This window comes from Bradyrhizobium sp. GW821-FHT13H05, from assembly GCF_058804065.1.
The window spans coordinates 758,588-783,210 of record NZ_JBXAPO010000001.1 but is presented as its reverse complement, the minus strand read 5'-3'; the positions used below and the strand labels follow the sequence as shown (position 1 = coordinate 783,210).

Sequence of the window (24,623 nt, the reverse complement as noted above, 5' to 3'; positions counted from 1 at the left end):
TCTGCCGAATTTTCAAGTGAAACCAATGACTTGTTACATGCCGCGTCCATGGCATGGTTCTTGCGATTCCGTTAATCGCAGGCGGCCGTGGGGCCGTTTCGCAGCGTCTATTTCACGTCTGCGTCAGGGAGATGATACACAAATGGTTACCAAATCCACTCACGATATAGCGGCGTCATTTAGCCGCCGCGGCGTGCTCGCCGCGACCGCCGGACTGATGCTCGGTCTGGCCTCATTGACCAGCGCCAAGGCCGCGGACGACACCATCAAGGTCGGCGTCCTTCATTCTCTCTCCGGCACCATGGCCATCAGCGAAACCACGCTGAAGGACACCATCCTCTTCCTGATCGACGAGCAGAACAAGAAGGGCGGCGTGCTCGGCAAGAAGCTCGAGGCCGTCGTCGTCGATCCCGCTTCGGACTGGCCGTTGTTCGCCGAAAAGGCGCGCGAGCTGATCACCAAGAACAAGGTCTCGGTCGTGTTCGGCTGCTGGACCTCGGTGTCGCGCAAGTCGGTGCTCCCGGTGTTCAAGGAGCTCAACAACATCCTGTTCTACCCCGTGCAGTACGAGGGCGAAGAGTCCGAGCGCAACGTGTTCTACACGGGTGCGGCCCCGAACCAGCAGGCGATCCCCGCCGTCGACTATCTGATGAAGGACGAGAAGGTGAAGCGCTGGGTGCTTGCGGGCACCGACTACGTCTATCCGCGCACCACCAACAAGATCCTGGAAGCCTATCTGAAGTCGAAGGGTGTCGCCCAGGAAGACATCATGATCAACTACACGCCGTTCGGACATTCCGACTGGCAGACGATCGTGGCCGATATCAAGAAGTTCGGCTCGGCCGGCAAGAAGACCGCGGTGGTCTCGACCATCAACGGCGATGCCAACGTCCCCTTCTACAAGGAGCTCGGCAACCAGGGTATCAAGGCGAAGGACATCCCGGTCGTCGCGTTCTCGGTGGGTGAGGAAGAGCTCGCCGGCATCGACACCAAGCCGCTGCTCGGCCATCTCGCCGCCTGGAACTACTTCCAGTCGATCAAGTCGCCGGAGAACGAGAAGTTCATCAAGGCGTGGCAGGCCTACACCAAGAATCCGAAGCGCGTGACCAACGATCCGATGGAAGCGCATGTGATCGGCTTCGACATGTGGGTCAAGGCGGTCGAGAAGGTGAAGTCGACCGATCCGGACAAGGTGATCGACGCTCTCCCGGGCATCGAAGCCAAGAACCTGACCGGCGGCACCTCCAAGATGCTTCCGAACCACCACATCACCAAGCCGGTGTTCATCGGCGAGATCAAGGCGAACGGTCAGTTCGACGTGGTCTGGAAGACGCCTGGCCTCGTTGCTGGCGACGCCTGGTCGAAGGAGCTCGACGGCTCCAAGGACCTGATCGGCGACTGGGTCGGCAAGAAGTGCGGCAACTTCAACACCAAGACCAACAAGTGCCTCGGCTCGGGCTCCTGATCCCGATCTGAAAGCTCATTGAACGACGGGAGGAGGCGGCTATTCCGCCGCCTTCTCCCCACTTCTGCCGGGGTGATTCACAGTGCCAGCCAATTTGTCCGCCCGTCTCTGTTCGTTCGTTCTCTCGCTTTTCCTGATCGCGTTCGCGCTGCCGGCCTTCGCCGGTCCGTTCGAGGATGCGGTCGCCAAATTCGCCAATGATGATTATTCCGATACGGAAGAAGCGATCGGCGTGGTCGCGAGCAGCGGCAACAAGCTGGCTTTCCCGATCATCAGCGCGCTCCAGGACGGCCGCCTCATGGCCGATCCTGACAGCAAGAAGGTTTACGTCACCGGTGCCGACGGCAAGTCGATCGATGCCGCGACCGGCGAGCCCGTCGCCAGCGTGCCCGACAGTGCGAGCGCGGTCCGTCTCAACAACCGCCTGCGCCGCAGTGTCGATGCCGCGATCGGCAGTCTGACACTGCAGTCGCCGGATATCGGGACGCGCCTCCAGGCCGCGCAATCCGTCTTCAAGTCGCATGAGGAGACCGCGCTCGAGGCGGTCGATGGCGCGCTCGCCAAGGAAACCAACAAATCCGTCAAGGCCGCACTGGGCGATGCGCGTGCGGCCATCCTGCTGTTCAAGTCCGATGCCACCGAAGTCGAGAAGCTTGAGGCCGTCGCCACCCTCAAGGCGCGCGGCGACCAGGAGGCGCTGGCGCTGTTCACCGGCATGGGTGACCAGCCGGCTTCGGTGACCAAGGCCGCCGCGAGTGCGATCGGCTCGATCCAGAGCTCGCTTGCGGTCTGGTCCACGGTGCAGAATGCCTGGTACGGCCTCTCGCTTGGCTCGGTGCTGCTGCTCGCCGCGATCGGGCTCGCCATCACCTTCGGCGTGATGGGCGTCATCAACATGGCCCATGGCGAGATGGTGATGATCGGCGCCTACACCACCTTCGTGGTGCAGGAGGTGATCCGCACCCGCTATCCCGCCCTGTTCGACTATTCACTGCTGATCGCCGTGCCGCTCGCCTTCCTCGTCGCGGGCGCTATCGGCGTGCTGATCGAGCGCAGCATCATCCGCTTCCTCTATGGCCGCCCGCTGGAAACGCTGCTCGCGACCTGGGGCCTGTCGCTGGTGCTCCAGCAGGCGGTGCGCACCATGTTCGGCCCGACCAACCGCGAGGTCGGCAATCCCTCCTGGATGAGCGGCGCCTTCGAGCTCGGCCAGATCACCATCACCTATAACCGGCTCTGGATCCTCGTCTTCACGTTCGCGGTGTTCGCGATCCTGCTTGCGATGCTGCGCTACACCGCGCTCGGGCTCGAGATGCGCGCGGTGACTCAGAACCGGCGCATGGCGGCCTCGATGGGCATTGCCACCTCGCGCGTCGACGCGCTCACCTTCGGGCTCGGTTCGGGCATTGCCGGCATCGCCGGTGTGGCGCTGTCGCAGATCGACAATGTCAGCCCCAATCTCGGCCAAAGCTACATCATCGACAGCTTCATGGTCGTGGTGTTCGGCGGCGTCGGCAATCTCTGGGGCACGCTGGTCGGCGCCTTCACGCTCGGCATCGCCAACAAGTTTCTGGAGCCGGTCGCCGGCGCCGTGCTCGGCAAGATCGCGATCCTCGTTCTCATCATCCTGTTCATTCAAAAACGGCCGCGCGGCCTGTTCGCGCTCAAGGGCCGTGCGGTGGAAGCATGACCCCTCACATGCTGACGCGATCGCTGGACCGCGGCGCGACGATCTTCCTGTTGGTCGTCGCCGCGCTGGGTGTGCTGATCCCGCTGTCCAACCTGCTGCTGCCCGCCGGCTCGTTCCTGCATGTGCCGACTTATCTCGTCGCGCTCTGGGGCAAATATGTCTGCTACGCCATCCTGGCCCTCTCGATCGACCTGATCTGGGGCTATTGCGGCATCCTCTCGCTCGGTCACGGCGCCTTCTTCGCGCTCGGCGGCTACGCCATGGGCATGTACCTGATGCGGCAGATCGGCACTCGCGGCGTCTACGGCAATCCGATCCTGCCGGACTTCATGGTGTTCCTGAATTATTCGAAGCTGCCCTGGTACTGGTACGGCTTCGACATGTTCTGGTTCGCGGCGTTGATGGTGCTGGTCGTGCCGGGCCTGCTCGCCTTCTGCTTCGGCTGGCTCGCGTTCCGCTCCCGCGTCACCGGCGTCTATCTGTCGATCATCACGCAGGCGATGACCTATGCGCTGCTGCTCGCCTTCTTCCGCAATGACTTTGGCTTCGGCGGCAATAACGGCCTGACCGACTTCAAGGACCTCCTCGGCTTCAACGTGCAGGCCGAGGGCACCCGCGCCGCGCTGTTTGCGCTGAGCTGCCTGGCGCTGATTGTCGCCTTCCTGATCTGCCGCTCCGTCGTGTCCTCCAAGCTCGGCAAGGTGCTGATCGCGATCCGCGATGCGGAATCGCGCAGCCGCTTCCTCGGCTATCGCGTCGAATCCTACAAGCTGTTCGTGTTCACGCTCTCGGCCTGCATGGCCGGTGTGGCCGGCGCGCTCTACGTGCCGCAGGTCGGCATCATCAATCCATCCGAATTCGCGCCGGGTAATTCGATCGACGCGGTGATCTGGGTCGCGGTCGGTGGCCGCGGTACGCTGGTCGGCGCGGCACTCGGCGCCGTCGTGGTCAGCTATGCAAAAACGTTCTTCACCTCGGGCGTGCTGGCGCCGTACTGGCTCTTCATGCTGGGCGCGCTGTTCATCCTGGTGACGCTGCTGCTGCCGAAGGGCATCGTCGGCACATTCAACGCCTGGTGGGACCAGTCGAAGGAAAAGCGCTCCGCTGCGACCGTTGTGAGCGCGGCGGCGGAAGATGGCGTCACCGAACCCAAGATGGCGGAGTAGCGGTCATGAATGTCATGGACACCCGCGCAACCTCCGCAATGCTCTATCTCGACGGCGTGCACGTCTCCTTCGACGGCTTCCACGCCATCAACAATCTGTCGTTGACGCTCGCGCCCGGCGAGATGCGCGCCATCATCGGCCCGAATGGCGCCGGCAAGACCACCATGATGGACATCATCACCGGCAAGACCAAGCCGGATGAGGGCACGGTGCTGTTCGACGGCGTCACCGATTTGACGCGGCTCGACGAGACCCGCATTGCCGAGCTCGGCATCGGCCGCAAGTTCCAGAAGCCGACCGTGTTCGAGAGCCAGACCGTGCAGGATAATCTGCTGCTGGCGCTCAATGTCGATCACAGTGTCAGGGGCACGCTGTTCTGGCGCGGCAGCAAGCCGGAATCGGAGCGCATCGACAAGGTGCTGGAGACGATCCGTCTCACCGACGCCCGCAATCGCCTCGCCGGCAGCCTCAGCCACGGCCAGAAGCAGTGGCTGGAGATCGGCATGTTGCTGGCGCAGGATCCGAAACTGCTGCTGGTGGACGAGCCCGTCGCCGGGATGACCGACGTCGAGACGCATCTCACCGCCGAGCTGCTTAAGGAAATCAACAAGACCCACACCGTGATGGTGGTCGAGCACGACATGACGTTCGTGCGCGAGCTCGGCGTCAAGGTGACCTGTCTGCACGAAGGCACGGTGCTCGCGGAAGGGACCATCGACCAGGTCTCGTCCAACGAGCGGGTCATCGAAGTCTATCTGGGGCGCTGAGCCATGCTTGAGGTCAAGGACATCAACCTGTTCTACGGCGCGGCGCAGGCACTGCGTGGCGTCTCCATCGCCGCAGAGCCCGGCAAGGTCACCTGCGTGCTCGGACGCAACGGGGTCGGCAAGACCTCGCTGCTCCGCGCCATGGTCGGGCAGTATCCGATCTCCTCGGGTGCGATCGTGTTCGACGGCAGCGACATCACGGGCCTCAAGCCCTATGAGCGGGCCCGCAAGGGCATCGGCTTCGTGCCGCAGGGCCGCGAGATTTTCCCGCTCTTGACGGTCGAGGAGAATCTCAAGACCGGCTTCGGCCCGCTCAAGCGCGAGGACAGGAATATCCCGGACGACGTGTTCTCGCTGTTTCCGGTGCTGCAATCCATGCTCGGCCGGCGCGGCGGCGACCTCTCCGGCGGTCAGCAGCAGCAGCTCGCGATCGGCCGCGCGCTGGTGATGCGGCCGAAGCTTCTCCTGCTCGACGAGCCGACCGAGGGCATCCAGCCTTCGATCATCAAGGACATCGGCCGCGCCATCTCGTACCTGCGCAACCTCGGCAACATCGCCATCGTGCTGGTCGAACAATATCTCGACTTTGCCTGCGAACTCGGCGACAGTTTCGCGGTGATGGATCGTGGCGCGGTGAAGTTCTCCTGCGACCGCACCAATCTCGACCCGGCCGAAATCAGCCGCCAGATGGCGCTGTAAGTCATTCTGCCGCGACCGGCTGGGGAGACGGATGCGCAGCGACGCTTTGGCGACATCTTCGGTGTTCGAGGCCAACCGTGCCCGCGGCGCTGTCAGGTTCGATGTGCACGCCCGCGACGGCGTGACGCGGCGCGGCGTCTCGCATGAATCCGGTTCGCTCCGTGTCCGCTTTCCCTCGCCGGAAGACGAGGGCCTCTCCGGCGTCTTCGTCAATACGGCCGGGGGCGTTGCCGGCGGCGATCGCTTCGATATCGAAATCTCGGCGACGGACAGCTCGCGGCTGACACTGACGACGGCGGCCGCGGAGAAAGTCTATCGCGCGCCGGGCGCGGCGGCGGAACTCAACATTGCCTTGAAGGTGGGCGCGGGCTCGCATCTGTCCTGGCTGCCGCAGGAGACGATCCTGTTCGATCGCGCCCGGGTCCATCGTCGCTTCGACATCGATCTCGATGATGCGGCCTCGCTCCTGCTCTGCGAGATCGTCGTGTTCGGCCGGACCGCCATGGGCGAGCGAATGGAGCAGGGCGAGTTCGTCGACCGCTGGCGCCTGCGCCGCGGCGGCCGGCTGGTGTTCGCCGAGACCGTCCGGCTCGACGGCAATATCGGCGCAAAGCTCGCGCGATCGGCCGTCGCCAAAGGCGGCGCGGCGATCGGCACGGCCCTGATCGTGCCCGGCGACGAGGCACTGGTCGAGCGCATCCGCGAGGCCTCGGAGTCCTTCTCCGGCGAGGTCGGGATATCCGCCTGGAATGGCTTTGCAATGGCGCGGTTCTGTGCCCAAGATGCGGCGCGCTTGCGCGCCGACATGATGGCCGTGCTGGCGCGCACCGGGGCGGCGCTGCCGCGACTCTGGCTGAACTGATGACTGGCTGAATTGACGTGTTGAACGGAAGAGATTTCGCATGAACCTGTCTCCTCGCGAAAAGGACAAGCTTCTGATCTCGATGGCGGCCATCGTGGCGCGCCGCAGGCTGGACCGCGGCGTCAAGCTCAACCACCCCGAGGCGATCGCGATCATCTCCGACTTCATCCTCGAAGGCGCACGCGACGGCCGCACCGTGGCCGAGCTGATGCAATCCGGTGCGCAGGTGCTGACCCGCGACCAGGTGATGCCGGGGATTCCCGAGATGATCCATGACATCCAGGTCGAGGCGACCTTTCCGGACGGCACCAAGCTCGTCACCGTGCACGAGCCGATCAGGTAGGAGCGCAAACATGATCCCCGGCGAACTCTTCATCCAGGACGGCGAGATCGAGCTCAATGCCGGCCGCAAGACCGTGACGCTGACGGTGGCCAACACCGGCGACCGCCCGATCCAGGTCGGCTCGCACTACCATTTCTTCGAGACCAACCCCGCGCTGAAATTCGACCGCAAGAAAGCCCGTGGCATGCGCCTCGACATCGCCGCCGGCACCGCCGTCCGTTTCGAACCCGGCCAAACCCGCGACATCCAGCTCGTCGCACTCGCCGGCAAGAAGACGATCTACGGCTTCCGTGGCGACGTGATGGGGAAGCTGTGAGGCATGCTGCCTGCCATCCGCCTCATCTCCGAAGCTGCCGAGCTGGCCGCGCGCCGGCATAATGGTATGGCGCGCAAGGGGCGGGGGAACGAGCCTTACGTCAACCACCTTGCCGAGGTCGCGAATCTGCTTGCAGTCGCGACTGACGGCGCCGACGCCGAGTTGGTCGCGGCCGGCTGGCTGCATGATGTGATCGAAGACACCGATACCACGCGTGAAGAGCTCGCACAAAAGTTCTCCGACCGCGTTGCCTCCCTCGTCGTCGAATGCACCGACGACATGAGCCTGCCGAAGGCCGAGCGGAGGCGCCGGCAGGTGATCGATGCGCCGAAGAAATCGGCGAGCGCCAGGCTGATCAAGATCGCCGACAAGATCAGCAATGTCGGCGCGCGCATCCATTCCGATCCGACCACCGAGGAGCGCGACGACCTCGCTGATTACGCCGGCTGGGCAGAGCAGGTCGTCGCAGGCTGTCGCGGCGGCAACGCCTGGCTCGATACAAAATTCGACGACATGGTGCTAACGGCGAGGGCCTCGCTGTGAGCGAAACTTTCAAACGCAAACGGGGCTTGTGATGTCCGTCAAGATAAAACGTTCCGTCTATGCCGACATGTTCGGCCCGACCACCGGCGACAAGGTGCGGCTGGCCGACACCGACCTCATCATCGAGGTCGAGAAGGATTTCACCACCTATGGTGAAGAGGTGAAGTTCGGCGGCGGCAAGGTGATCCGCGACGGCATGGGGCAGTCGCAGGTCACCAACAAGCAGGGCGCGGCCGACACCGTCATTACCAATGCGCTGATCGTCGATCACTGGGGTATCGTGAAGGCCGACGTCGCCATCAAGGACGGCATGATCTCCGCGATCGGCAAGGCCGGTAATCCCGACATCCAGCCGGGCGTCACCATTATCATCGGCCCCGGCACCGACGTGATCGCGGGCGAAGGCAAAATCCTCACCGCCGGCGGCTTCGACAGCCACATCCATTTCATCTGCCCGCAACAGATTGAGCACGCGCTGATGTCGGGCGTCACCTCGATGTTAGGGGGCGGCACCGGTCCGTCGCACGGCACCTTCGCCACCACCTGCACGCCGGGGCCGTGGCACATGGGGCGGATGATCCAGTCGTTCGACGCCTTCCCGGTTAATCTCGGTATCTCCGGCAAGGGTAACGCCTCGCGGCCCGCAGCCCTGGTCGAGATGATCAAGGGCGGTGCATGCGCATTGAAGCTGCACGAGGATTGGGGCACGACGCCGGCCGCGATCGACAACTGCCTGTCGGTGGCCGATGACTACGACATCCAGGTCATGCTGCATTCCGACACGCTGAACGAATCCGGCTTCGTCGAGGACACCATCAAGGCGTTCAAGGGCCGCACCATCCACGCCTTCCACACCGAAGGCGCCGGCGGCGGTCATGCCCCTGATATCATCAAGGTCGCAGGGCTCAAGAACGTGCTGCCGTCCTCGACCAATCCGACGCGCCCCTTCACGCGCAACACCATCGACGAGCATCTGGACATGCTGATGGTGTGCCACCACCTCGATCCCTCGATCGCGGAAGATCTGGCGTTTGCCGAGAGCCGTATCCGCAAGGAGACCATCGCGGCCGAGGACATCCTGCACGATCTCGGCGCGCTCTCGATGATGTCCTCGGATTCCCAGGCCATGGGCCGCCTCGGCGAGGTCATCATCCGGACCTGGCAGACCGCCGACAAGATGAAGAAGCAGCGCGGCTCGCTGCCGCAGGACAAGGGCAAGGACAACGACAATTTCCGGGTCAAGCGCTACATCGCCAAATACACCATCAATCCCGCGATCGCGCACGGCGTGTCGAAGCTGATCGGCTCGGTCGAGAAGGGCAAGCTCGCCGACCTCGTGCTGTGGTCGCCGACCTTCTTCGGCGTCAAGCCGGACTGCATCGTCAAGGGCGGCATGATCGTTGCTGCCCCCATGGGCGATCCGAACGCCTCGATCCCGACGCCGCAGCCGGTGCACTATCAGCCGATGTTCGGTGCCTTCGGCAAGGCGCGCACGGCGTCCTCCGTCGTGTTCACCTCGAAGGCGGCCATCACCGGCGGTCTCGCGCGAAAACTTGGCATCGAGAAGAAGCTCTATGCGGTCCAGAATACCCGCAGCAAGATCTCGAAGAAGAGCATGATCCACAACGACGCCACGCCCAATATCGAGGTTGATCCGGAGACCTATGAGGTGCGCGCCGACGGCGAACTGCTCACTTGCGCCCCGGCCGAAGTGCTGCCGATGGCGCAGCGATATTTCATGTACTGAAATAGCGCCTCAACACATGTCCAAGAGTATGCCCCCGGCGCAGGTCCGGGGGCGGCTTTTCCGGTTTTGCGTTCGACCCCGCCTGGTCTAATGTCCCGCCCGGTATCGTAACCCAGAAGAAAAGCCGGGAGGATTTCTCGTGATCTACGTCGTTGCCACCTTGACCATCAAGCCAGAGACGCGCGCCGAATTCATTGCAGCCGCCACCGCCTGCATCAGGGAGACGCGGAAGGAGCCCGGCAATATCGCCTATGATTTGCATGAGAGCGTCACCGATCCCAGCAAGATGGTATTTGTCGAGCAGTGGGAGAATGCCGAGGCGCTGGTGCCGCACCGCGGCCAGGAGCACATGAAGACGTTCGGCCGCGTCGCGGTGAAGTGCTTCACGGCGCCGCCGAAGATCGAAGTGATCACGCCCGAGAAGGTCGAGACACGGTAACAGGGTAAAAGCGCATGATCCGGGCGACGCAGGTTAAGGGACAGCACCGTTTCGCGGAGACGCCGGCCGATACGGTCGTGCTCGATTTCGACGATCGGCACCGCCGCCGCATGGCGATGACGGGGACGCGGGGTCTCGAGTTCCTGCTCGACCTGGAGAACGCCGTTGCGCTGCGCGGCGGCGATGCGCTGGTGCTGGAGGACGGCCGACTGGTCGAGGTGGTTGCGGCGGCCGAGCCGCTGCTGGAGATCCGCGGCCGCGATCCGCATCATCTCATCCGCGTCGGCTGGCACCTCGGCAACCGCCATCTGCCGACGCAGATCATGGCCAAGGCCTTGCGCATCCGCCGCGACCACGTCATCGAGGCCATGGTGAAGGGTCTTGGCGCGCGTGTCGTCGAGATCGAGGCGCCGTTCGATCCCGAAGGCGGCGCCTATGCCGATGCCGGTCACGCGCACGGACACGATGACCATGCGCATCATGATCACGGACATCACGATCATGGTCACGATCACCATGATCATCATGGGCACGATCATCACGGCCACGAGCATCATGATCATGCCGCGCATGACCACGGCCACCATCACCACGACGAGCATTGCGACCACCCCGACCATGACCATGGCCACAAGCATGCTCATGACCACAAATGAGCCTGTCGGCGCCGGTGACCTTGGCGGGCGCGAGGCGGCGGCGCTGTACCGGCTGATGACCTGGCTGTCGCCGGCGTTTCCCGTCGGTGGCTTCTCCTACTCCAGCGGCATCGAATGGGCGGTCGAGGCGGGCGATATCCCTGATATCGCGACGCTTGCCGATTGGCTCGACGCGATGCTCGGCGACGGCTCCGGCTTTTGCGATGCGACCTTCCTGGTCCACGCCTATCGTGCCGCCGAGGCCGGCGAGGAGAGCGCTTTAAGCGATATCGCCGAGCTCGCCGCCGCCTTCGTGCCGTCGCGCGAGCGGCAGCTCGAGACGACCTCGCAGGGACGCGCTTTCATCGAGATCGCGCGTGCGGCGTGGGATGCGGACGGCCTGGATGCCATGGTCGCGGCGTGCCGCACGCCACTGGTCTATCCCGTCGCCGTCGGCGTAGTCGCCGCGATGCATGGCGTGCCGCTGGCACCGACGCTGCACGCCTTCCTGCATGCGGTGGTCTCGAACTGGATCTCGGCGGCCAGCCGCCTCATTCCGCTCGGCCAAACCGACAGCCAGCGTGTGCTGGTGGGGCTGGAAGCCGCCGTCGCCGCCACGGCCCATCGTGCGCTCAATGCGGCACTGGACGATCTCGGCAGCGCGACGTTTCGCGCCGATCTCGCCAGCCTGCGGCACGAGACGCAGTATACGCGGCTGTTCCGGTCGTGAGCGGCCGGCCTTCAACCCATCAAGAGAGAGCAAGTCACATGTCGAAATCTCACGGTCCCCTGCGTGTCGGCGTCGGCGGCCCCGTTGGTTCGGGCAAGACCGCGCTGATGGACCTGCTCTGCAAGACCATGCGCGAGCGCTATGACATCGCCGCGATCACCAACGACATCTACACCAAATGGGATGCGGAATTCCTGGTCCGTTCGGGCTCCCTGACGCCGGATCGCATCGCCGGCGTCGAGACCGGCGGCTGCCCGCACACCGCGATCCGCGAGGATGCCTCGATGAACCTCGCCGCGGTTGCGGACATGCGCGCGAAGTTCCCCGGCCTCGACCTCGTGCTGATCGAATCCGGCGGCGACAATCTCGCTGCCACTTTTTCCCCTGAGTTGGCCGACCTCACCATCTACGTCATCGACGTGGCCGCCGGCGACAAGATCCCGTCCAAAGGCGGCCCCGGCATCACCCGCTCCGACCTTCTGGTCATCAACAAGATCGATCTTGCGCCCCATGTTGGCGCATCCCTCGAAAAGATGGAGACGGACGCCAGGCGCATGCGCGGCGCGCGTCCTTTCGTCATGACCAACCTGAAGAAGAGCGACGGGCTCGACCGCATCGTCGGCTTCATCGAGGCCAAAGGCGGACTGAAACCCGCGGCCTGAAACGGGCGGCTGACCGACGCGACGACTTGGCGCAGGCGTTTTGCCGTTAACGCCTGGGGCGAGGCCGCACCTTGCGGAACAAATTTCGGACACGGCGATTAACTACTTTCGGCGCCCGGGGCAAATCCGCCTTGTAGGTCAATTTGGCCGGACGATCGGCCGGGCAGATTAAGCTTTTCAGGCGACCCAAGTTGCGTACCGATGCCTCCTCCTCCATTATCCTCGCCACTGGGGTTCACCCTGTTTCGGCACATAGCCGTTCGAGCGGCGTTCAGATGCTCCGTGTTTATTGCCGACCTCCTGCTTCCGCCTGAGTAGTCGCGTGGTCCGGCTGGGATTCATCATCGGTTTCATCGCTCTGCTCGGAGTCTTGCTCTCCGGGCTGGCGGCCTATCGTGTCCATGACCAGGAGTTGGCGCTGGACCGGATCGCGCTGGCGCGTGCAATCGACGTCCATGCGAGCCTGGTCCAGGACCGGCTCACCGAGCGCGAGCTGCTCGCGCGTGTCGCCTCAGGCCTGTTCCGCGCGCCGTCGGTGCTCAAGCCCAACATGCTGGAGCCGCTGCGTTCGGCGATCTACGCCTTCAAGACCGATTTCGTGGTGGCCGGTTGGGTCGCCAGGCTGCAGCCGAACGAGCTCGCGGCAGCACAGGCTGCGATCGCGGCCGCCGGCTTTCCGAAGCCTGAGATCCGCGACTACAGCGACAAGCCGATCGCGCCGGCAAGCCTCACCCAGCCGATCGACGTGCTGATGGACCTCGAGCCACGCAGCGACGAGACCAAGGCGCTGCCCGGCCGCAGTTATGACCAGGACCCGGTGCGCAGCGCGATGCTTGCCCGGGCCCGGATCGAGAAGAGGTCGGTTGCCTCCGACCCGGTGCCGCTGCTGCGCGCGAACGGGGCGGTCGGTGTCATCGTCGCCGCCCCCGTCATTCCCGAGGGCGCAACTGAGCCCGTCGGCTTCATCACATTCTCCTATGAGCTGGCCTCGCTGCTGCTGACCAACGACGACATGTCGTTGTTCGCTGTCGCGCTGAAGGATCCGCGCAAGGACGGCGGCGAACTCGTCGCCAACGACCAGGGGATTGTCTCCACGCGCATGACCGCGGTCGACGGACCGACGCCCTCGGCGACGCGCACGGTGAGCTTCGGTGGGCGTGACTGGCAGCTCAGCTATTACGCAAAGTCCAATTCGGCGCGGCGTGCCGAGCAGACCGCGATCATCGTTGCGGCGATCGGCTTTGCCATCACCGCGATGGTGTGTGGCCTGTTCGGCTATGTCGCCTACAACAATCTGAGGCTCAGCCGGGAAATCCAGGTGCGGATCGGCTTCGAGCGTCGCCTGACCGCGGTCATCGACGAGTTGAATCATCGCGTGAAGAATATCCTGGCGGTGATCCAGTCGATCGTGACGCGGACCCTGCGCCACGGTGCGGACATCGACGTCGCGCGCGAGCTGTTGATCGGTCGGATCCATGCCATGTCCAACGTGGTCTCGCTGCTCAGCGAGAGCCAGTGGCAGGGCGTCAAGCTGAAGGGCCTGTTCGAGGCGCGCGCCATCCCGCATGCGGACCGCATCGCCGTCACGGGTCCCGACATCGCGGTCAGCGCGCGCGCGGCGCAGAGCCTGTCGCTGTTGTTCTTCGAGCTCGCCTCGCATTCCGATGAGGGCCTGTCGCTGGTCGGCAAGCATCCGCACATCACCGCCAACTGGACGGTGACGGGCGAGGCGGGCGAGGAGGTCTTCCATTTCCGCTGGGAGGAGTTCAACACCAGCGAGGCGACGCGTCGTCCCGATTCGGATTTCGGCCTGATCCTGCTCGATCGCGTTGCGCCCGAGGCGCTCGGCGGCACCGCCAAGCGTTACTTCACCGACGTCTCCTACGTCTATGAATTGACCGCGCCTATGGAGACGGTGGTCGACATGACCGAGCGTGACCGCACGGAAAAGCTCTCGCAGCCGGTGAAACCGGTACGATAGATGGCGCGCTTCTAGCCTTTCGGCCGCAACACCAGATCAACAAGGTTGCGTGCGTAGGCCGGCGTGATCGGCGCGATGCCGAAGACGTAACGGTAGAACAGGCTGCCATAGATCGCGTCGTAGAGATCCTCGGGCGCCCCCTCGGCCAGAACGCTGCCGTCCTTCTGGCCCGCGGCGATCATCTCGACCAGCGCGTCGCGGCGGAATTGCAGATAGCGCGCGTAGAACAGCTCTGCCGAGCCGGTCCTGGAGATGCATTCGGAGATGACGGCGAGTTGCACCTTGCCGAACTCGCCCTGGAGCGCCTCGGCATAGGCCGCGGCATGGCGGCGTGCGCGCGCCGCAGCGGTGCCGGAACTCACTGGCGGCAGTGGCAGCATCTGCGCGGCATGGTGCAGGAAGGCGTCGATCAGCAATGCCTCGCGCGACGGCCACCATTTGTAGATCGTCATCTTTGAGACGCTGGAGTGGCGCGCAACCGCGTCGATGGTCGTGGTCGCAAGGCCAGTGGCGGCCATCAGCGCATAGGCGCTTTCGAGAATGGCGTTGGTGGTCTCGATCGATCGCGGCCGCCCGCGCCGGGGCGCGCTGACAGCCTCGTCACCCCCACCTTTTGCCATTGCCAAGCCCGGTCTCCTCACGCAGAGCCCCGGCATAGCGCAGCCGCTCCTTTCGGCCTAGCAGAATCGCACGATTATTATGCGGTCAGGCCTGCTGCCGGAGCGCCGCAGGCAGATCCTGCCGTTTCGACCAGGTGATGTAATAGGCGACCGCGGTCATCGCGGCGAAGCCAACGATGCTCACCGCGATCTGCATCACCACCAGGTTGGGTCCGGTGATCAGGATGAGATGGCCGGCGAAGGAGAGGAACACGGCGACGCAGAACACCGCGAGCCATTCTTCGCCGCATGTGATGACGGCCTGAAGCGGCCGCCATTTCAGGCCGGGGTGGTCGGCCGGAATCAGATGCGTCGCGATGAAGGCGAGGGCGAGGAAGTGGATCACGCGATAGGGCGCAAGGTTCTCCTTGTCGGTCGGCGCGACGCTGTTGAGGAGCAGATCCGGCAGATAGGCGGACAACGCCGGCGAATGGCGCATCAGGGTGACGGCCATCGCCAGGACGAGATAGGCGCCCGCGAGGATCCGCAGCCAGGACATGCGGTGCAGCGCGTGACCCGAGTTGCCCGTCACGGCGAACCAGCCGCCCAGCACCATCAGCATCTGCCAGCACAGCGGATTGAAGGTCCAGTCCTGGTCCGGATAGACCCGGAAATTCCAGTCGAACCAGCGCGCCGCGACGTACAGCGCGACCGATGCCGCCAGCGTCAGGTTCGGTCGCCGCAACAGGCCCCACAATGCGAACGGAAAGAACGCCATCAGCGGGATCATCAGCTGCAGCAGGTCGAGGTTCAGCGGCTCCTCCTGGAGCACGAGGCCACGGACCAGGATGCGCAGCGGGTGCTCGAGAATGCCTGAGATGTTGTATTCGTGGATGATCTCCGGCGCCATCGATTGCGAGGCGACATAGGCGATGGTGTCGATGTAGATGACGAACAGAACGACATAGGCGGCGTAGAGCCGCCAGACCCGACGAAAGATCCGCGTCGCCGCGACGACATAGCCGCGCTCCAGCGCCATCCGGCCGTGGATGATGGCGACGCCATAGCCCACCACGAACACGAACAAATCGGCGGCGCCGCTGAAGCCAAAATTGCGCAGCGTCAGCAAATTGACGACGTTGTTCGGGATGTGGTCGACGAACACCGACCAATTGGCGATGCCGAGCGTCAGGTACAGCCTGGCGTCGTGATGGAATGCGGCGAGGTTCGCCTTGACGGACGGTTTCATCGCGGAAAATGGCTTTTGGAATCAGGGGCGCTGCTTTTAGCTGCAACCATCTGCCTATCCGAGTAGCGTTTGCGTGAGAAGGGGCCGGTTTTGTCCCGGCTGATGAAAAATTGCGCAAGGCGCGCCGGCGCATTCGCACATGCCCGCTTGACCTGCCTGGGACGCAACTTTTGCAAAGGACATCTGTGCGGCGGTCGCAGCGGCGCGACCATCGCAGTCGCTACGTTTGAGTGCTCGGTCACCGGCGGATGGGCTCTGTCGTGGCCGGCGCTGCTCGCTGTCCTGGGTGTGTTCGGCCTGCTCGCGGCCTTGATCGGTCAGACCGGGATATGGCGCCGCTGTCCTGGGGCGCGCTGACCATTCCACTCGCGGTGGCCGCGATCTGTATCGTTCGCAGCCGAGACTGACTCACTCGGCGGGTTCAGCCGATGCTTCGTCGGATGTGCCGGCGCGGCTTGCCATGATGCCGAGTGCGACGCCGCCGATCGCCAGGATAGGCAGCAGCCGCTTGATTCCGATGGCACGAACGATCTGGAGCCCCGTCGCGACCAGCATGGGGTCGGCAAGCATGCTCGAGGCTGCCGACTTCGCGGCGCGCTCGGCGGCGATCCGGGCGCGCTTCCTCACCTCGCGCTTGTAGCCCCAATAGGCCCCCGCAGCAGTGAGCGTCAGCAGGAAGAAGATGCCGGCCCCGGCGAGGCAGGCCTGCACCGGTCCATACGTCTGAAGGACCGAGATGAAGGCGGCGGCGCAAAGGAAGCATGTCGTGACGAACAGCGCGAATGCGGCGCCTGCAGCGAGGGAGGTCAGCCTGACTGTCGTGCCGGTCGATGCGGTGATGCCGTCAATGATGCGTTGAAACATGGACTTGCTCCTCAAATCCCCACAAGCCAATAGCGGCGGCGCCGCAGCGCCGCCGTAACCTCACGATCCACGCGCGCTAGCGGCGCCAGACCGCGCCGATCAGGAAGCCGATGCCGAGCGCGATCCCGACGGTCGCAAGCGGCCGCTGCGTGATCGCGTCTTCCAGCGATTCCTCGATCGAGCCATAGGCGTCCTGCGCCGCACCCATCATCGCGCTGCCGCGCTCGGACATGTCGTCGAACGTTGAATCCATGTTCTCGCGTGCCTGCTTGTAACCGCGCCGGGCCTGCTTGCCTGTTGCGTTGGCAAAGGTGTTGAGTGCGTCGGTGATCTGGTCGGTGAGGGCGGCGATATCGTTTTTCACGGCTGCTACATCCTTCTCGAGGCGTTCTGCGGTGGCTTTGTCGGTCCAGTCTCTCATCCTGGCTTCGCCGTCGGTGATTGACATTACGAACTCCGAACTGTTGGCGGTGAGATGGGCGGAAAACGTTTCGTTGTGCGGTAAGTTCCGTTCGCGGAGGTCCGTCATCCCTGCGGAAGCTGCGGTGAATTCACCGGCATCAGATGCTCCTTCAGGATCAGCCCGACGATCAGGAGCGGCGAGGACAGGAACGCGCCCATCGGTCCCCACAGCCAGGTCCAGAACGCCAGCGCGATGAAGACGGCGAGTGCGTTCAGCGACAGCTTGCGGCCGATGATGGTCGGCGTGACGAAATGTCCTTCCAGGAAGGTGATGCCGCCAAAGGCGAGTGCCGCCATCAGGCCGCCGCCAATGGTCGGGAATGCGACCAGCCCGACCACGGCCAGTACCACGAACATCGCGACCGGCCCGATGATCGGGATGAAGTTGAGTGCAGCCGCGAGCGCGCCGAGCCCGGCCGGATTGGGCATGCCGGTGGCCGCACAGACGATGCCGGTGGCGATCCCGACGCCGACATTGATGACGGTGACGGTCAGCAGGTAGTTGCCGAGGTGTACCTCGATCTCGTTGAGGATTCGCAGCGTGCGCAGGCGTGCGTCGCGATCGCCGAAATTCATGATCATCGCGCGCCGCAAATCGCGCCAGCTCGCGATGAACAGGATCAGGGTGGCGAAGAACAGCAGGAATTCGGCGAAGGTCGGCGACAGGAATTCCAGCGTCGGCTGCACCCACTCGGCTTTCGGCAGTGGAAGGCTCGGCAGCCCGTCGGAGCCGCCGACCATGGTCTGCAGCTCCTTCCAAAGCGCCAGCGGCCGGTCGAAGACGTGCATCTTCTCCTTCAACTGCGCGCCGAGCTCCGGCAGGCGCGAGCTCCAGTCCATGGCGGGCACGGCGATCAGTGCGATGACGAAGGCGACCACCGTCGTCACCGCGACCACGATCAGCACGGCGCCGAGCGCGCGCGGCACGTGTCGCCGTTCCAGAAAGCTTGCGGCCGGCGATAACATGGTACCGGCGACGACAGCCATCACAACTGGAAGGAAGAACGCCTTGGCGAGATAGAGCACCGCGACTATGGCGATCAGGAGCAGCCCGGCAAGCGCGTAGGCAACGAACTCGGTGCGGCGAATGACCGGCGGCAACTCGCCGCGGCTGTCGGGAAGCGGGGTACCTTCGTTGTCGCCGGAAAGCAGACGTTCACTGGGAAGGACGCGCACAATATCTCTCCCGCACGGAGGTCTCCGGGCGCCCATTGGTGAGAAGGGAACGCCCGAGTTGGCATTGCGGTTCCATCGCGGCTTCGTGAAGTGGTGCTCGCTTGACTGTGACGTCGATGCCGCAGACGGCGATGGAACTTGAGTCGGCTTTGCTGCGTTTGTTGGGAAGCCGCATCACAGAGATGCACCATCCTACGGGGCAGCACATGACAAAGTCGTCTTCAGTCCGTCGCCGCTTCTCGCCGCGCGCCGTCACCGCTTTTGCCTTCGCGACAGCATTGCTGACCGTGCCCTTCGCGGCACAGGCCCAGACGCTCGGCTATGCGCCGATGCAGCAATATCCGCAGGACCCGGCCTATTCGCAGGGCTACACAAGCGAGCAGCCGCAGGCCGCCGACGAGGATGCTGCGCTGCCCGATCGGCTGCGCCGGCAGATCGTCAGCTTCGACCGCAATGAGCCGGCCGGCACCATCGTGATCGATACTGCCAACACTTATCTCTACTACGTTCTCGGAAACGGGCGGGCCATGCGCTACGGCGTCGGCGTCGGTCGTGAAGGCTTTACGTGGTCGGGGGTGCAGAGCGTGACGCGCAAGGCGGAATGGCCGGATTGGCATCCGCCGGCCGAGATGATCGCGCGCCAGCCCTATCTGCCGCGCTTCGTCGCCGGCGGCCCCGGCAATCCGCTCGGCGCCCGTGCGATGTATCTCGGCTCCAGCGAATACCGCATCCACGGCACCAATGATCCCACCACGATCGGCAAATTCGTCTCCTCGGGCTGCATTCGCCTGACCAATGAGGACGTCAGCGACCTGTTCAGCCGCGTCAATGTCGGCACCAAGGTCGTGGTGCTGCCGAAGAATGCGCCGATCATGGCAAGGGGCGGCGACAAGGGGAGCGATTCCTGGCGCAAGCGTCCAGCCGTGACGACGCTGCCTTCGGGCCGGCAGGCGCTGAACATTTCGACGTCGGCCGTGAACTGAGAGTTGAGTGAGGTCACATGAACAGACGTTCGATCGGCAAACTGGCCGGTAGCACGGCGGCGGTCTTCGCCGTCGCCTCCTTCGGCCTCGCGCTGACGCCGTCGGCGCATGCGGAGGATTTTTTCTCGGCGCTGTTCGGCGGTTTTGGCAGGCGACCGCCGCCGCAAATCCAGATGCCCTTCGCGAATGACGACATGTCGCGCTATGACGCGCCGCGCCAGCGTGCCGCCTATGGCGGCGGCACGGCCTATTGCGTGCGTGGCTGCGATGGCCGCTACTTCCCGGCGCAGGGAAATGACGCCGAAAGCAAGGCGCAATCCTGCAAGAGCTTCTGCCCGGCTTCGGAAACATCGCTGGTCTATGGCAGCAATATCGATAATGCGACGACGGACAACGGCAAGTCCTATTCCGACTTGCCGAATGCTTTCCGCTACCGCAACGAGATCGTGGCAGGCTGCACCTGCAACGGCAAGGATCCGGTCGGCCTCTCCCAGATCAAGGCCGAGGCCGATCCCACCTTGCGCAAAGGCGATATCGTTGCAGGTGCCGACGGCCTCGTCGTCGCCAGCCGCAACGCCAATGACCGTCGCGGCGTCGCGATGAATTTTTCGCCGCTGCCGGATTCGGTGCGGGCGAGATTCCGTCAGGTGCCGGTGGTGGCGAAGGAATAGGGCGGGGTTCCCTAGCGCCGTCCCGACTTTCGCCGGGACCACGCAGAGGGAACTCGCAGCCTTATGCGGCTCGGATCTTGCCCAGAAAGTCGCTGACCTGCTGGCCGAGCTGACGGCTCTGAGTCTCCAGTGTTTCCGAGGCCTGCTTGACGTTCTCCGCCGCGCCGGCCGCTGTGTCGGCGTCGGCCTTCACGCCGGTGATGTTGTCCGAGACGTTCTTGGTGCCCTGCGCCGCAAACTGCGTGCTGCGGGTGATCTCCTGGGTCGCCGCGCCCTGCTCCTGCACGGCGGCGGCGATGGCGGTGGCGACTTCGTTGACCTCGCCGATGATGCCGCCGATCGCCTGGATCGCGTTGATGGCATCGCCCGCGACCTTCTGAATGTCGGCGATCTGCTCCGAAATCTCTTCGGTCGCCTTCGCGGTCTGGCTCGCCAGAGACTTAACTTCCGAAGCGACCACGGCAAAGCCGCGGCCGGCCTCGCCGGCGCGTGCCGCCTCGATCGTGGCGTTGAGCGCAAGCAGGTTGGTCTGCGCCGCAATGGTGTTGATCAGGCCAACGACCTCACCGATGCGACCCGCGGATTGCGCCAGACCCTGCACGGTGCTGTCGGTCTGGCGCGCCTGGTTGACCGCGCGGCTGGCGATGCCCGCCGCATGCGCGGCCTGCTGGCTGATGTCGTTGATCGAGGCCGAGAGCTCCTCGGCGGCTGCCGCGACGCTGTCGACGCTGGTCGAGGCATCGTTCGAGGCCTTACCGGCGATCTCGACGCGTTCATTGGTCTGTCGCGACACCGCGGACAGGTCGCCCGAGGTCTTGCGCATCTCGCCGGAGGCCTCGCTCAATTCGCCCAGCGACTTGCGGACCACGCCCTCGAACTCGCCGACATAGGTCTCCATCGCGCGCTGGCGCGCGGCAGCGCCGGCGTTGCGCTCCCGCTCCTGTTCCTCGATCTTGAGCTTGTCGGTGGCCTGCTGCTTGAACGTCTCCAGTGCACCGGCCAGCGAGCCGATCTCGTCGTGACGGTCGAGATAGCCGCTGTCGACGCCGAGATCGCCGCCGGCGACCTTGAGCATGGCGTCGCGGATCCGGTGCAGCGGCGTGATCACGCGGCGGCTGACCGCCATCATCGCGGCACCGGTCAGGACGATCGCGGTGACGAGCAGCGCCATCTGGAAAATGAGCGATTGCACCGCGGTCGCGCGCTGCGCCGCGGAGTGATCCTTGGCGGCCTGCAGGGCGGCGTCGGCGAGCTTCACGGCGGTCATCATCCGGGGCACCGAATACGGGCTCCACTGGTTCGCGGTCATCGACGGCTTCTCGCCCTTGGCGATCGTCGCGATGATACCGTCGCGCGTGGCGGCGTATTGCGGGTCGAAATAGACCGATTTGGTTTCCGCCATGGCCGCGGTAAGCGCCGGCGGCAATTGCATGCCCGACGCGGCAAGCTCGATCGCAGTCCAGGCGGCCTCCGTGCCGCCGATGTATTTGGTGTAGGCAAGCTGCACATCCGGAGCGATCTTGCCGCTGTTGAGCGTGTTGCCGACGATCTGCGAGGATTCGCCCGCGGTGTTGCGGAGCAGCCAGGCCATCTGCTTGATGGTCAGGAGCTGGTCGATCGTCGCGCTCTGATGGTTGACGCTCGCCGCGAGAGCGCCGGAGAGCTTGTCGAGCAACGCCATCAGCGTGTCCTCGGTCGCGACATATTCCTTGGCAAGGCCTGCGCGGCGCTCGGCCCTGGGCTTGACGACCTCGGTCCAGAATTCGGCCTGGAGTGCGAGCAATGTCTTGTTCAACGCGCCAAGGTCGGTCAGCAATGTGTCGCGCTGGGCGAAATCGGTCGTGGGCAGGAGCTCGAGCGTGCGGGTGATGGCGGGCATCAGGGCGTCGCGGACCTCGCGAATGTACTTCTCGATGTCCTTGTCCATGGCGACGTCGGAGGTGAGCTGGCGGTTGCTGGTCGATCGGTCGGCCCGGATGTTGGCCATCCCTTTGAACACTTCGGCCGAGGCCGCCGAGACCGCGACGATCCGGTTGGCCTCCTGAAGCCGGGTCCAGGAGCTCCATGCGCTGAATGAGAATCCGATGACGACGACAAGCGCGGTGGACAGAATCACTGCCTTCAGCAGCGCAGATACGGTCAAACGATTCAGCATCGGACACCCCGGTACGCATTTTCGAAATTCGTGGACCCGAAACGGCAGCCCCCTACGAACTTCGAAAACCAAAGGGATGCACGCAATGCGCGCTTGCCCGAGGCAGGCGCCGTCGCATTTGGCCCGAAAAGAGTAAAAACTTAGGCAGTGGCCCTGCCGTAAAACTACGGGCGCCAGGAGATGCGGTGCTCACGCGTCCTCGCGCGGCGTTTGAGGCCTTCGCGGGGACGACACTGAGGTGTGGCTGGCGCTCTGCCTGCAATCCGGCCTTACGCCGCGCGGATCTTGCCGAGGAAACCGGTGACTTCCTCGCCGAGCTGGCGGCTCTGGCTCTCCAGGATCTCGGAGGCGTGCTTCACATTGTCCGCGGCCGCAGCGGCGGCATCCGCATCCGCTTTCACGCCGGTGATGTTGTCCGAGACGTTCTTGGTGCCCTGCGCCGCGAATTGCGTGCTGCGGGTGATCTCCTGCGTCGCCGCACCCTGCTCCTGCACGGCGGCCGCGATCGCGGTCGCCACCTCGTTCACCTCGCCGATGATGCCGCCGATGGTCTGGATCGCGTTGATGGCGTCGGTTGCGACCCTCTGAATGTCGGCGATCTGGCCGGAGATTTCCTCGGTGGCCTTTGCGGTCTGGCTTGCCAGCGATTTCACCTCGGAGGCGACTACCGCAAAACCACGCCCGGCTTCGCCGGCACGCGCGGCTTCGATGGTGGCGTTGAGCGCGAGCAGATTGGTCTGCGCCGCGATGGTGTTGATCAATCCGACGACCTCGCCGATGCGTCCCGCGGACTGTGCCAGTCCCTGCACGGTGCCGTCGGTCTCGCGGGCCTGGTTGACGGCGCGGCTGGCGATGCCCGCGGCATGGGCGGCCTGCTGGCTGATGTCGTTGATCGAGGCCGAGAGTTCCTCGGCGGCGGCGGCCACGCTGTCGACGCTCATGGAGGCGTCATTGGAGGCCTTGCCCGCGACCTGCACGCGGTCGTTGGTCTGGCGCGACACGGCGGACAGATCGCCCGAGGTCTTGCGCATCTCGCCGGAGGCCTCGGTCAATTCCCCGAGCGTCTTGCGCACCGCGCCTTCGAACTCGCCGACATAGGTCTCGATGGCGCGTTGGCGCGCGGAGGCGCCGACATTGCGCTCGCGCTCCTGCTCCTCGATCTTGAGCTTGTCGGTGGCTTGCTGCTTGAAGGTCTCCAGCGCGCCGGCGAGCGCGCCGATCTCGTCGTTGCGGTCGAGATAGCCGCTTTCTACGGCAAGGTCGCCGCCGGCGACCTTGAGCATGGCGTCACGGATGGTGTTGAGCGGATGGATGACGCGGCGGCTGACCAGCATGATGGCGCCGACGGCGAGGGAGATGGCGAGCGCCAGCAGTGCGAGCTGCACGATAAGTGCGCGCTGAGCTGAGCTGCGCTGGTCCAGCGTATGGCTCTTGGCGGCATCGAGTGCCGTCTCGGCGACGGCAACCGCGCTGGCCAGACGGCCCACCGTGACCGGTGTCCACTGGTTCGCGCTCATCTCGGCCTTTTCGCCGTTGGCGAGCGTATTGGCCAGGCGATCGCGGAGCGCCAGATATTGCGGGTCGAAATAGGCGGTCTTGGCCGCAGCCATGGCGGACGACAGCGCCGGCGGCAATTGCATGCCCGACGTCGATAATTCCAGCGCCTGCCACATCGCCGCCGTGCCGCCGACGTACTGGGTATAGGCGAGGCGGGCCTCCGGCGTGATGCGGCCGGCGTTGAGCCCGGTCGAGATGACCAGCGACGCTTCGCCCGCAGTGTTGCGGAGCAGCCAGGCGCTTTGCTTGATTGCGAGGAGCTGGTCGATCGCAGCGTCCTGGTGGTTGACGGTGGCGGCCAGAACGTTCGAGAGCTTGTCCAGCGTCTCGAGCAGGCCCTGCGTCGTCTGCATGTATTCCTTCGGCAGGTCCGGGCGGCGCTGACCCTTCGGCTTGGCGACGTCTTCCCAGAATTGCTTCTGCTGCTCGCTTGCCGATTTGTACAAGCGTGCGAGCTCCGGCACCAGCGCGCCGGACTGCGGAAACTCCATGGTGGGCAACAGCTCCAGCGCGCGTGCCATCGCCGGCATCTCGGCGTCCCGGATCGCGCGCAGATATTTCTCGATCTCGGGGTCCATCGGCTCGGTCGAGTTGAGGAGCCGGTTGGTGGTCGAGCGGTCGGTGCGCAGATTGTGCATCGCCTTGAACAGGTCGGCGGAGGCATCGGCGATCTGCGAGATGCGGTTGGCGGTCTTGAGGCGATCCCAGGACTCGTAGGCGGTGAGCGAGAGTGCGATCACCACGCAGATCGACGTGATCGCAATCACCGCCTTCAGCAGCGCGGACACGGTCAGACGATTGAGCATCGGAAGTCCCCCCAAATTCCCATTTCAAAGTTCGTGAAGGCGCCCGGCAACATCGA

Annotated in this window: 24 protein-coding genes; 17 read left to right on the top strand and 7 right to left on the bottom strand. The window is 64.5% G+C overall.

The window, feature by feature from the left end:
- Positions 1 to 142 precede the first annotated feature (142 nt).
- The 15 genes from urtA to AC1RR3_RS03620 all read left to right on the top strand — a co-directional run bounded on the left by urtA (position 143) and on the right by AC1RR3_RS03620 (position 14,045).
- On the top strand, positions 143 to 1,465 hold the full coding sequence (gene urtA, locus AC1RR3_RS03690; RefSeq protein WP_492819400.1) for an urea ABC transporter substrate-binding protein: 1,323 nt from the start codon (positions 143 to 145) through the stop codon (positions 1,463 to 1,465).
- Between the two features lie 82 nt (positions 1,466 to 1,547).
- Positions 1,548 to 3,155 carry an urea ABC transporter permease subunit UrtB gene (urtB, locus tag AC1RR3_RS03685; RefSeq protein ID WP_492819398.1) on the top strand — a complete coding sequence of 536 codons (1,608 nt, stop codon included), beginning with the start codon at positions 1,548 to 1,550 and terminating at the stop codon, positions 3,153 to 3,155.
- Positions 3,152 to 4,321 carry an urea ABC transporter permease subunit UrtC gene (urtC, locus tag AC1RR3_RS03680; protein WP_492819396.1) on the top strand — a complete coding sequence of 390 codons (1,170 nt, stop codon included), beginning with the start codon at positions 3,152 to 3,154 and terminating at the stop codon, positions 4,319 to 4,321. The genes urtB and urtC overlap by 4 nt, the downstream gene beginning before the upstream one ends.
- Positions 4,322 to 4,326: 5 nt before the next feature.
- Positions 4,327 to 5,088, top strand: coding sequence for an urea ABC transporter ATP-binding protein UrtD (gene urtD, locus AC1RR3_RS03675; RefSeq protein ID WP_492819394.1), 762 nt, complete (start codon positions 4,327 to 4,329; stop codon positions 5,086 to 5,088).
- Positions 5,089 to 5,091: 3 nt separating this feature from the next.
- Positions 5,092 to 5,787 carry an urea ABC transporter ATP-binding subunit UrtE gene (urtE, locus tag AC1RR3_RS03670; protein ID WP_492819392.1) on the top strand — a complete coding sequence of 232 codons (696 nt, stop codon included), beginning with the start codon at positions 5,092 to 5,094 and terminating at the stop codon, positions 5,785 to 5,787.
- Between the two features lie 31 nt (positions 5,788 to 5,818).
- Positions 5,819 to 6,649 carry an urease accessory protein UreD gene (locus AC1RR3_RS03665; RefSeq protein WP_492819390.1) on the top strand — a complete coding sequence of 277 codons (831 nt, stop codon included), beginning with the start codon at positions 5,819 to 5,821 and terminating at the stop codon, positions 6,647 to 6,649.
- Between the two features lie 40 nt (positions 6,650 to 6,689).
- The gene (locus AC1RR3_RS03660) at positions 6,690 to 6,992 is read left to right on the top strand and encodes an urease subunit gamma (RefSeq protein ID WP_007605424.1); all 303 of its coding nucleotides are present in this window, start codon (positions 6,690 to 6,692) and stop codon (positions 6,990 to 6,992) included.
- Positions 6,993 to 7,002: 10 nt separating this feature from the next.
- The gene (locus AC1RR3_RS03655; protein ID WP_008131873.1) at positions 7,003 to 7,308 is read left to right on the top strand and encodes an urease subunit beta; all 306 of its coding nucleotides are present in this window, start codon (positions 7,003 to 7,005) and stop codon (positions 7,306 to 7,308) included.
- A gap of 3 nt (positions 7,309 to 7,311) precedes the next feature.
- Entirely contained in the window at positions 7,312 to 7,851 is a 540-nt protein-coding gene (locus tag AC1RR3_RS03650) for an HD domain-containing protein (RefSeq protein WP_492819384.1), read from the top strand.
- Between the two features lie 31 nt (positions 7,852 to 7,882).
- The gene (gene ureC / locus AC1RR3_RS03645) at positions 7,883 to 9,598 is read left to right on the top strand and encodes an urease subunit alpha (RefSeq protein WP_492819382.1); all 1,716 of its coding nucleotides are present in this window, start codon (positions 7,883 to 7,885) and stop codon (positions 9,596 to 9,598) included.
- Positions 9,599 to 9,737: 139 nt separating this feature from the next.
- Positions 9,738 to 10,037 (top strand): putative quinol monooxygenase, encoded by a 300-nt coding sequence (locus tag AC1RR3_RS03640; protein WP_492819380.1) that lies wholly within the window; start codon positions 9,738 to 9,740, stop codon positions 10,035 to 10,037.
- A 14-nt stretch (positions 10,038 to 10,051) separates the two neighbouring features.
- Positions 10,052 to 10,693: an urease accessory protein UreE gene (ureE, locus tag AC1RR3_RS03635; RefSeq protein ID WP_492819378.1), complete on the top strand. Its 642-nt coding sequence runs from the start codon at positions 10,052 to 10,054 to the stop codon at positions 10,691 to 10,693.
- Positions 10,674 to 11,402: an urease accessory protein UreF gene (locus AC1RR3_RS03630; RefSeq protein ID WP_492819800.1), complete on the top strand. Its 729-nt coding sequence runs from the start codon at positions 10,674 to 10,676 to the stop codon at positions 11,400 to 11,402. The genes ureE and AC1RR3_RS03630 overlap by 20 nt, the downstream gene beginning before the upstream one ends.
- A gap of 38 nt (positions 11,403 to 11,440) precedes the next feature.
- On the top strand, positions 11,441 to 12,064 hold the full coding sequence (ureG, locus tag AC1RR3_RS03625) for an urease accessory protein UreG (RefSeq protein WP_492819376.1): 624 nt from the start codon (positions 11,441 to 11,443) through the stop codon (positions 12,062 to 12,064).
- A 322-nt stretch (positions 12,065 to 12,386) separates the two neighbouring features.
- Entirely contained in the window at positions 12,387 to 14,045 is a 1,659-nt protein-coding gene (locus AC1RR3_RS03620) for a CHASE domain-containing protein (protein WP_492819374.1), read from the top strand.
- A gap of 11 nt (positions 14,046 to 14,056) precedes the next feature.
- Here the strand turns inward: AC1RR3_RS03620 and AC1RR3_RS03615 are convergent, their stop codons facing one another.
- The 5 genes from AC1RR3_RS03615 to AC1RR3_RS03595 all read right to left on the bottom strand — a co-directional run bounded on the left by AC1RR3_RS03615 (position 14,057) and on the right by AC1RR3_RS03595 (position 18,395).
- On the bottom strand, positions 14,057 to 14,665 hold the full coding sequence (locus AC1RR3_RS03615; protein ID WP_492819798.1) for a TetR/AcrR family transcriptional regulator: 609 nt from the start codon (positions 14,663 to 14,665) through the stop codon (positions 14,057 to 14,059).
- An 85-nt stretch (positions 14,666 to 14,750) separates the two neighbouring features.
- Positions 14,751 to 15,893, bottom strand: coding sequence for an OpgC domain-containing protein (locus tag AC1RR3_RS03610; protein ID WP_492819372.1), 1,143 nt, complete (start codon positions 15,891 to 15,893; stop codon positions 14,751 to 14,753).
- Positions 15,894 to 16,301: 408 nt separating this feature from the next.
- A complete protein-coding gene (locus AC1RR3_RS03605; protein WP_492819370.1) occupies positions 16,302 to 16,757 on the bottom strand; it encodes a hypothetical protein in 456 nt (151 codons plus the stop codon).
- Between the two features lie 76 nt (positions 16,758 to 16,833).
- Positions 16,834 to 17,205, bottom strand: a complete 372-nt coding sequence (locus tag AC1RR3_RS03600) for an ElaB/YgaM/YqjD family protein (RefSeq protein ID WP_008145279.1) — start codon at positions 17,203 to 17,205, stop codon at positions 16,834 to 16,836.
- Positions 17,206 to 17,282: 77 nt separating this feature from the next.
- Positions 17,283 to 18,395, bottom strand: a complete 1,113-nt coding sequence (locus AC1RR3_RS03595; protein WP_492819368.1) for an AI-2E family transporter — start codon at positions 18,393 to 18,395, stop codon at positions 17,283 to 17,285.
- Positions 18,396 to 18,601: 206 nt separating this feature from the next.
- On the opposite strand from AC1RR3_RS03595, the gene AC1RR3_RS03590 reads away from it, so the two are divergent.
- Together AC1RR3_RS03590 and AC1RR3_RS03585 are read left to right on the top strand one after the other, a co-directional pair.
- Positions 18,602 to 19,378 (top strand): L,D-transpeptidase, encoded by a 777-nt coding sequence (locus AC1RR3_RS03590; protein ID WP_492819366.1) that lies wholly within the window; start codon positions 18,602 to 18,604, stop codon positions 19,376 to 19,378.
- 17 nt (positions 19,379 to 19,395) lie between these two features.
- Entirely contained in the window at positions 19,396 to 20,049 is a 654-nt protein-coding gene (locus AC1RR3_RS03585; RefSeq protein WP_492819364.1) for a DUF2865 domain-containing protein, read from the top strand.
- Between the two features lie 61 nt (positions 20,050 to 20,110).
- Here AC1RR3_RS03585 and AC1RR3_RS03580 read toward each other — a convergent pair whose 3' ends face one another.
- Together AC1RR3_RS03580 and AC1RR3_RS03575 are read right to left on the bottom strand one after the other, a co-directional pair.
- Positions 20,111 to 22,204, bottom strand: a complete 2,094-nt coding sequence (locus AC1RR3_RS03580; RefSeq protein ID WP_492819362.1) for a methyl-accepting chemotaxis protein — start codon at positions 22,202 to 22,204, stop codon at positions 20,111 to 20,113.
- A 269-nt stretch (positions 22,205 to 22,473) separates the two neighbouring features.
- Positions 22,474 to 24,567, bottom strand: coding sequence for a methyl-accepting chemotaxis protein (locus AC1RR3_RS03575; RefSeq protein WP_492819360.1), 2,094 nt, complete (start codon positions 24,565 to 24,567; stop codon positions 22,474 to 22,476).
- Between the last annotated feature and the right edge of the window lie 56 nt (positions 24,568 to 24,623).

Coding starts and splice junctions, on each gene's coding strand:
- AC1RR3_RS03665 (WP_492819390.1), top strand. CDS start 5,819: ATGCGCAGCGACGCTTTGGCGACATCTTCGGTGTTCGAGGCCAACCGT.
- urtC (WP_492819396.1), top strand. CDS start 3,152: ATGACCCCTCACATGCTGACGCGATCGCTGGACCGCGGCGCGACGATC.
- AC1RR3_RS03655 (WP_008131873.1), top strand. CDS start 7,003: ATGATCCCCGGCGAACTCTTCATCCAGGACGGCGAGATCGAGCTCAAT.
- urtA (WP_492819400.1), top strand. CDS start 143: ATGGTTACCAAATCCACTCACGATATAGCGGCGTCATTTAGCCGCCGC.
- AC1RR3_RS03615 (WP_492819798.1), bottom strand. CDS start 14,665: ATGGCAAAAGGTGGGGGTGACGAGGCTGTCAGCGCGCCCCGGCGCGGG.
- ureC (WP_492819382.1), top strand. CDS start 7,883: ATGTCCGTCAAGATAAAACGTTCCGTCTATGCCGACATGTTCGGCCCG.
- ureE (WP_492819378.1), top strand. CDS start 10,052: ATGATCCGGGCGACGCAGGTTAAGGGACAGCACCGTTTCGCGGAGACG.
- urtE (WP_492819392.1), top strand. CDS start 5,092: ATGCTTGAGGTCAAGGACATCAACCTGTTCTACGGCGCGGCGCAGGCA.
- AC1RR3_RS03660 (WP_007605424.1), top strand. CDS start 6,690: ATGAACCTGTCTCCTCGCGAAAAGGACAAGCTTCTGATCTCGATGGCG.
- AC1RR3_RS03580 (WP_492819362.1), bottom strand. CDS start 22,204: ATGCTGAATCGTTTGACCGTATCTGCGCTGCTGAAGGCAGTGATTCTG.
- AC1RR3_RS03605 (WP_492819370.1), bottom strand. CDS start 16,757: ATGTTTCAACGCATCATTGACGGCATCACCGCATCGACCGGCACGACA.
- AC1RR3_RS03630 (WP_492819800.1), top strand. CDS start 10,674: ATGCTCATGACCACAAATGAGCCTGTCGGCGCCGGTGACCTTGGCGGG.
- ureG (WP_492819376.1), top strand. CDS start 11,441: ATGTCGAAATCTCACGGTCCCCTGCGTGTCGGCGTCGGCGGCCCCGTT.
- AC1RR3_RS03585 (WP_492819364.1), top strand. CDS start 19,396: ATGAACAGACGTTCGATCGGCAAACTGGCCGGTAGCACGGCGGCGGTC.
- AC1RR3_RS03575 (WP_492819360.1), bottom strand. CDS start 24,567: ATGCTCAATCGTCTGACCGTGTCCGCGCTGCTGAAGGCGGTGATTGCG.
- AC1RR3_RS03610 (WP_492819372.1), bottom strand. CDS start 15,893: ATGAAACCGTCCGTCAAGGCGAACCTCGCCGCATTCCATCACGACGCC.
- AC1RR3_RS03600 (WP_008145279.1), bottom strand. CDS start 17,205: ATGTCAATCACCGACGGCGAAGCCAGGATGAGAGACTGGACCGACAAA.
- AC1RR3_RS03590 (WP_492819366.1), top strand. CDS start 18,602: ATGACAAAGTCGTCTTCAGTCCGTCGCCGCTTCTCGCCGCGCGCCGTC.
- urtD (WP_492819394.1), top strand. CDS start 4,327: ATGAATGTCATGGACACCCGCGCAACCTCCGCAATGCTCTATCTCGAC.
- AC1RR3_RS03650 (WP_492819384.1), top strand. CDS start 7,312: ATGCTGCCTGCCATCCGCCTCATCTCCGAAGCTGCCGAGCTGGCCGCG.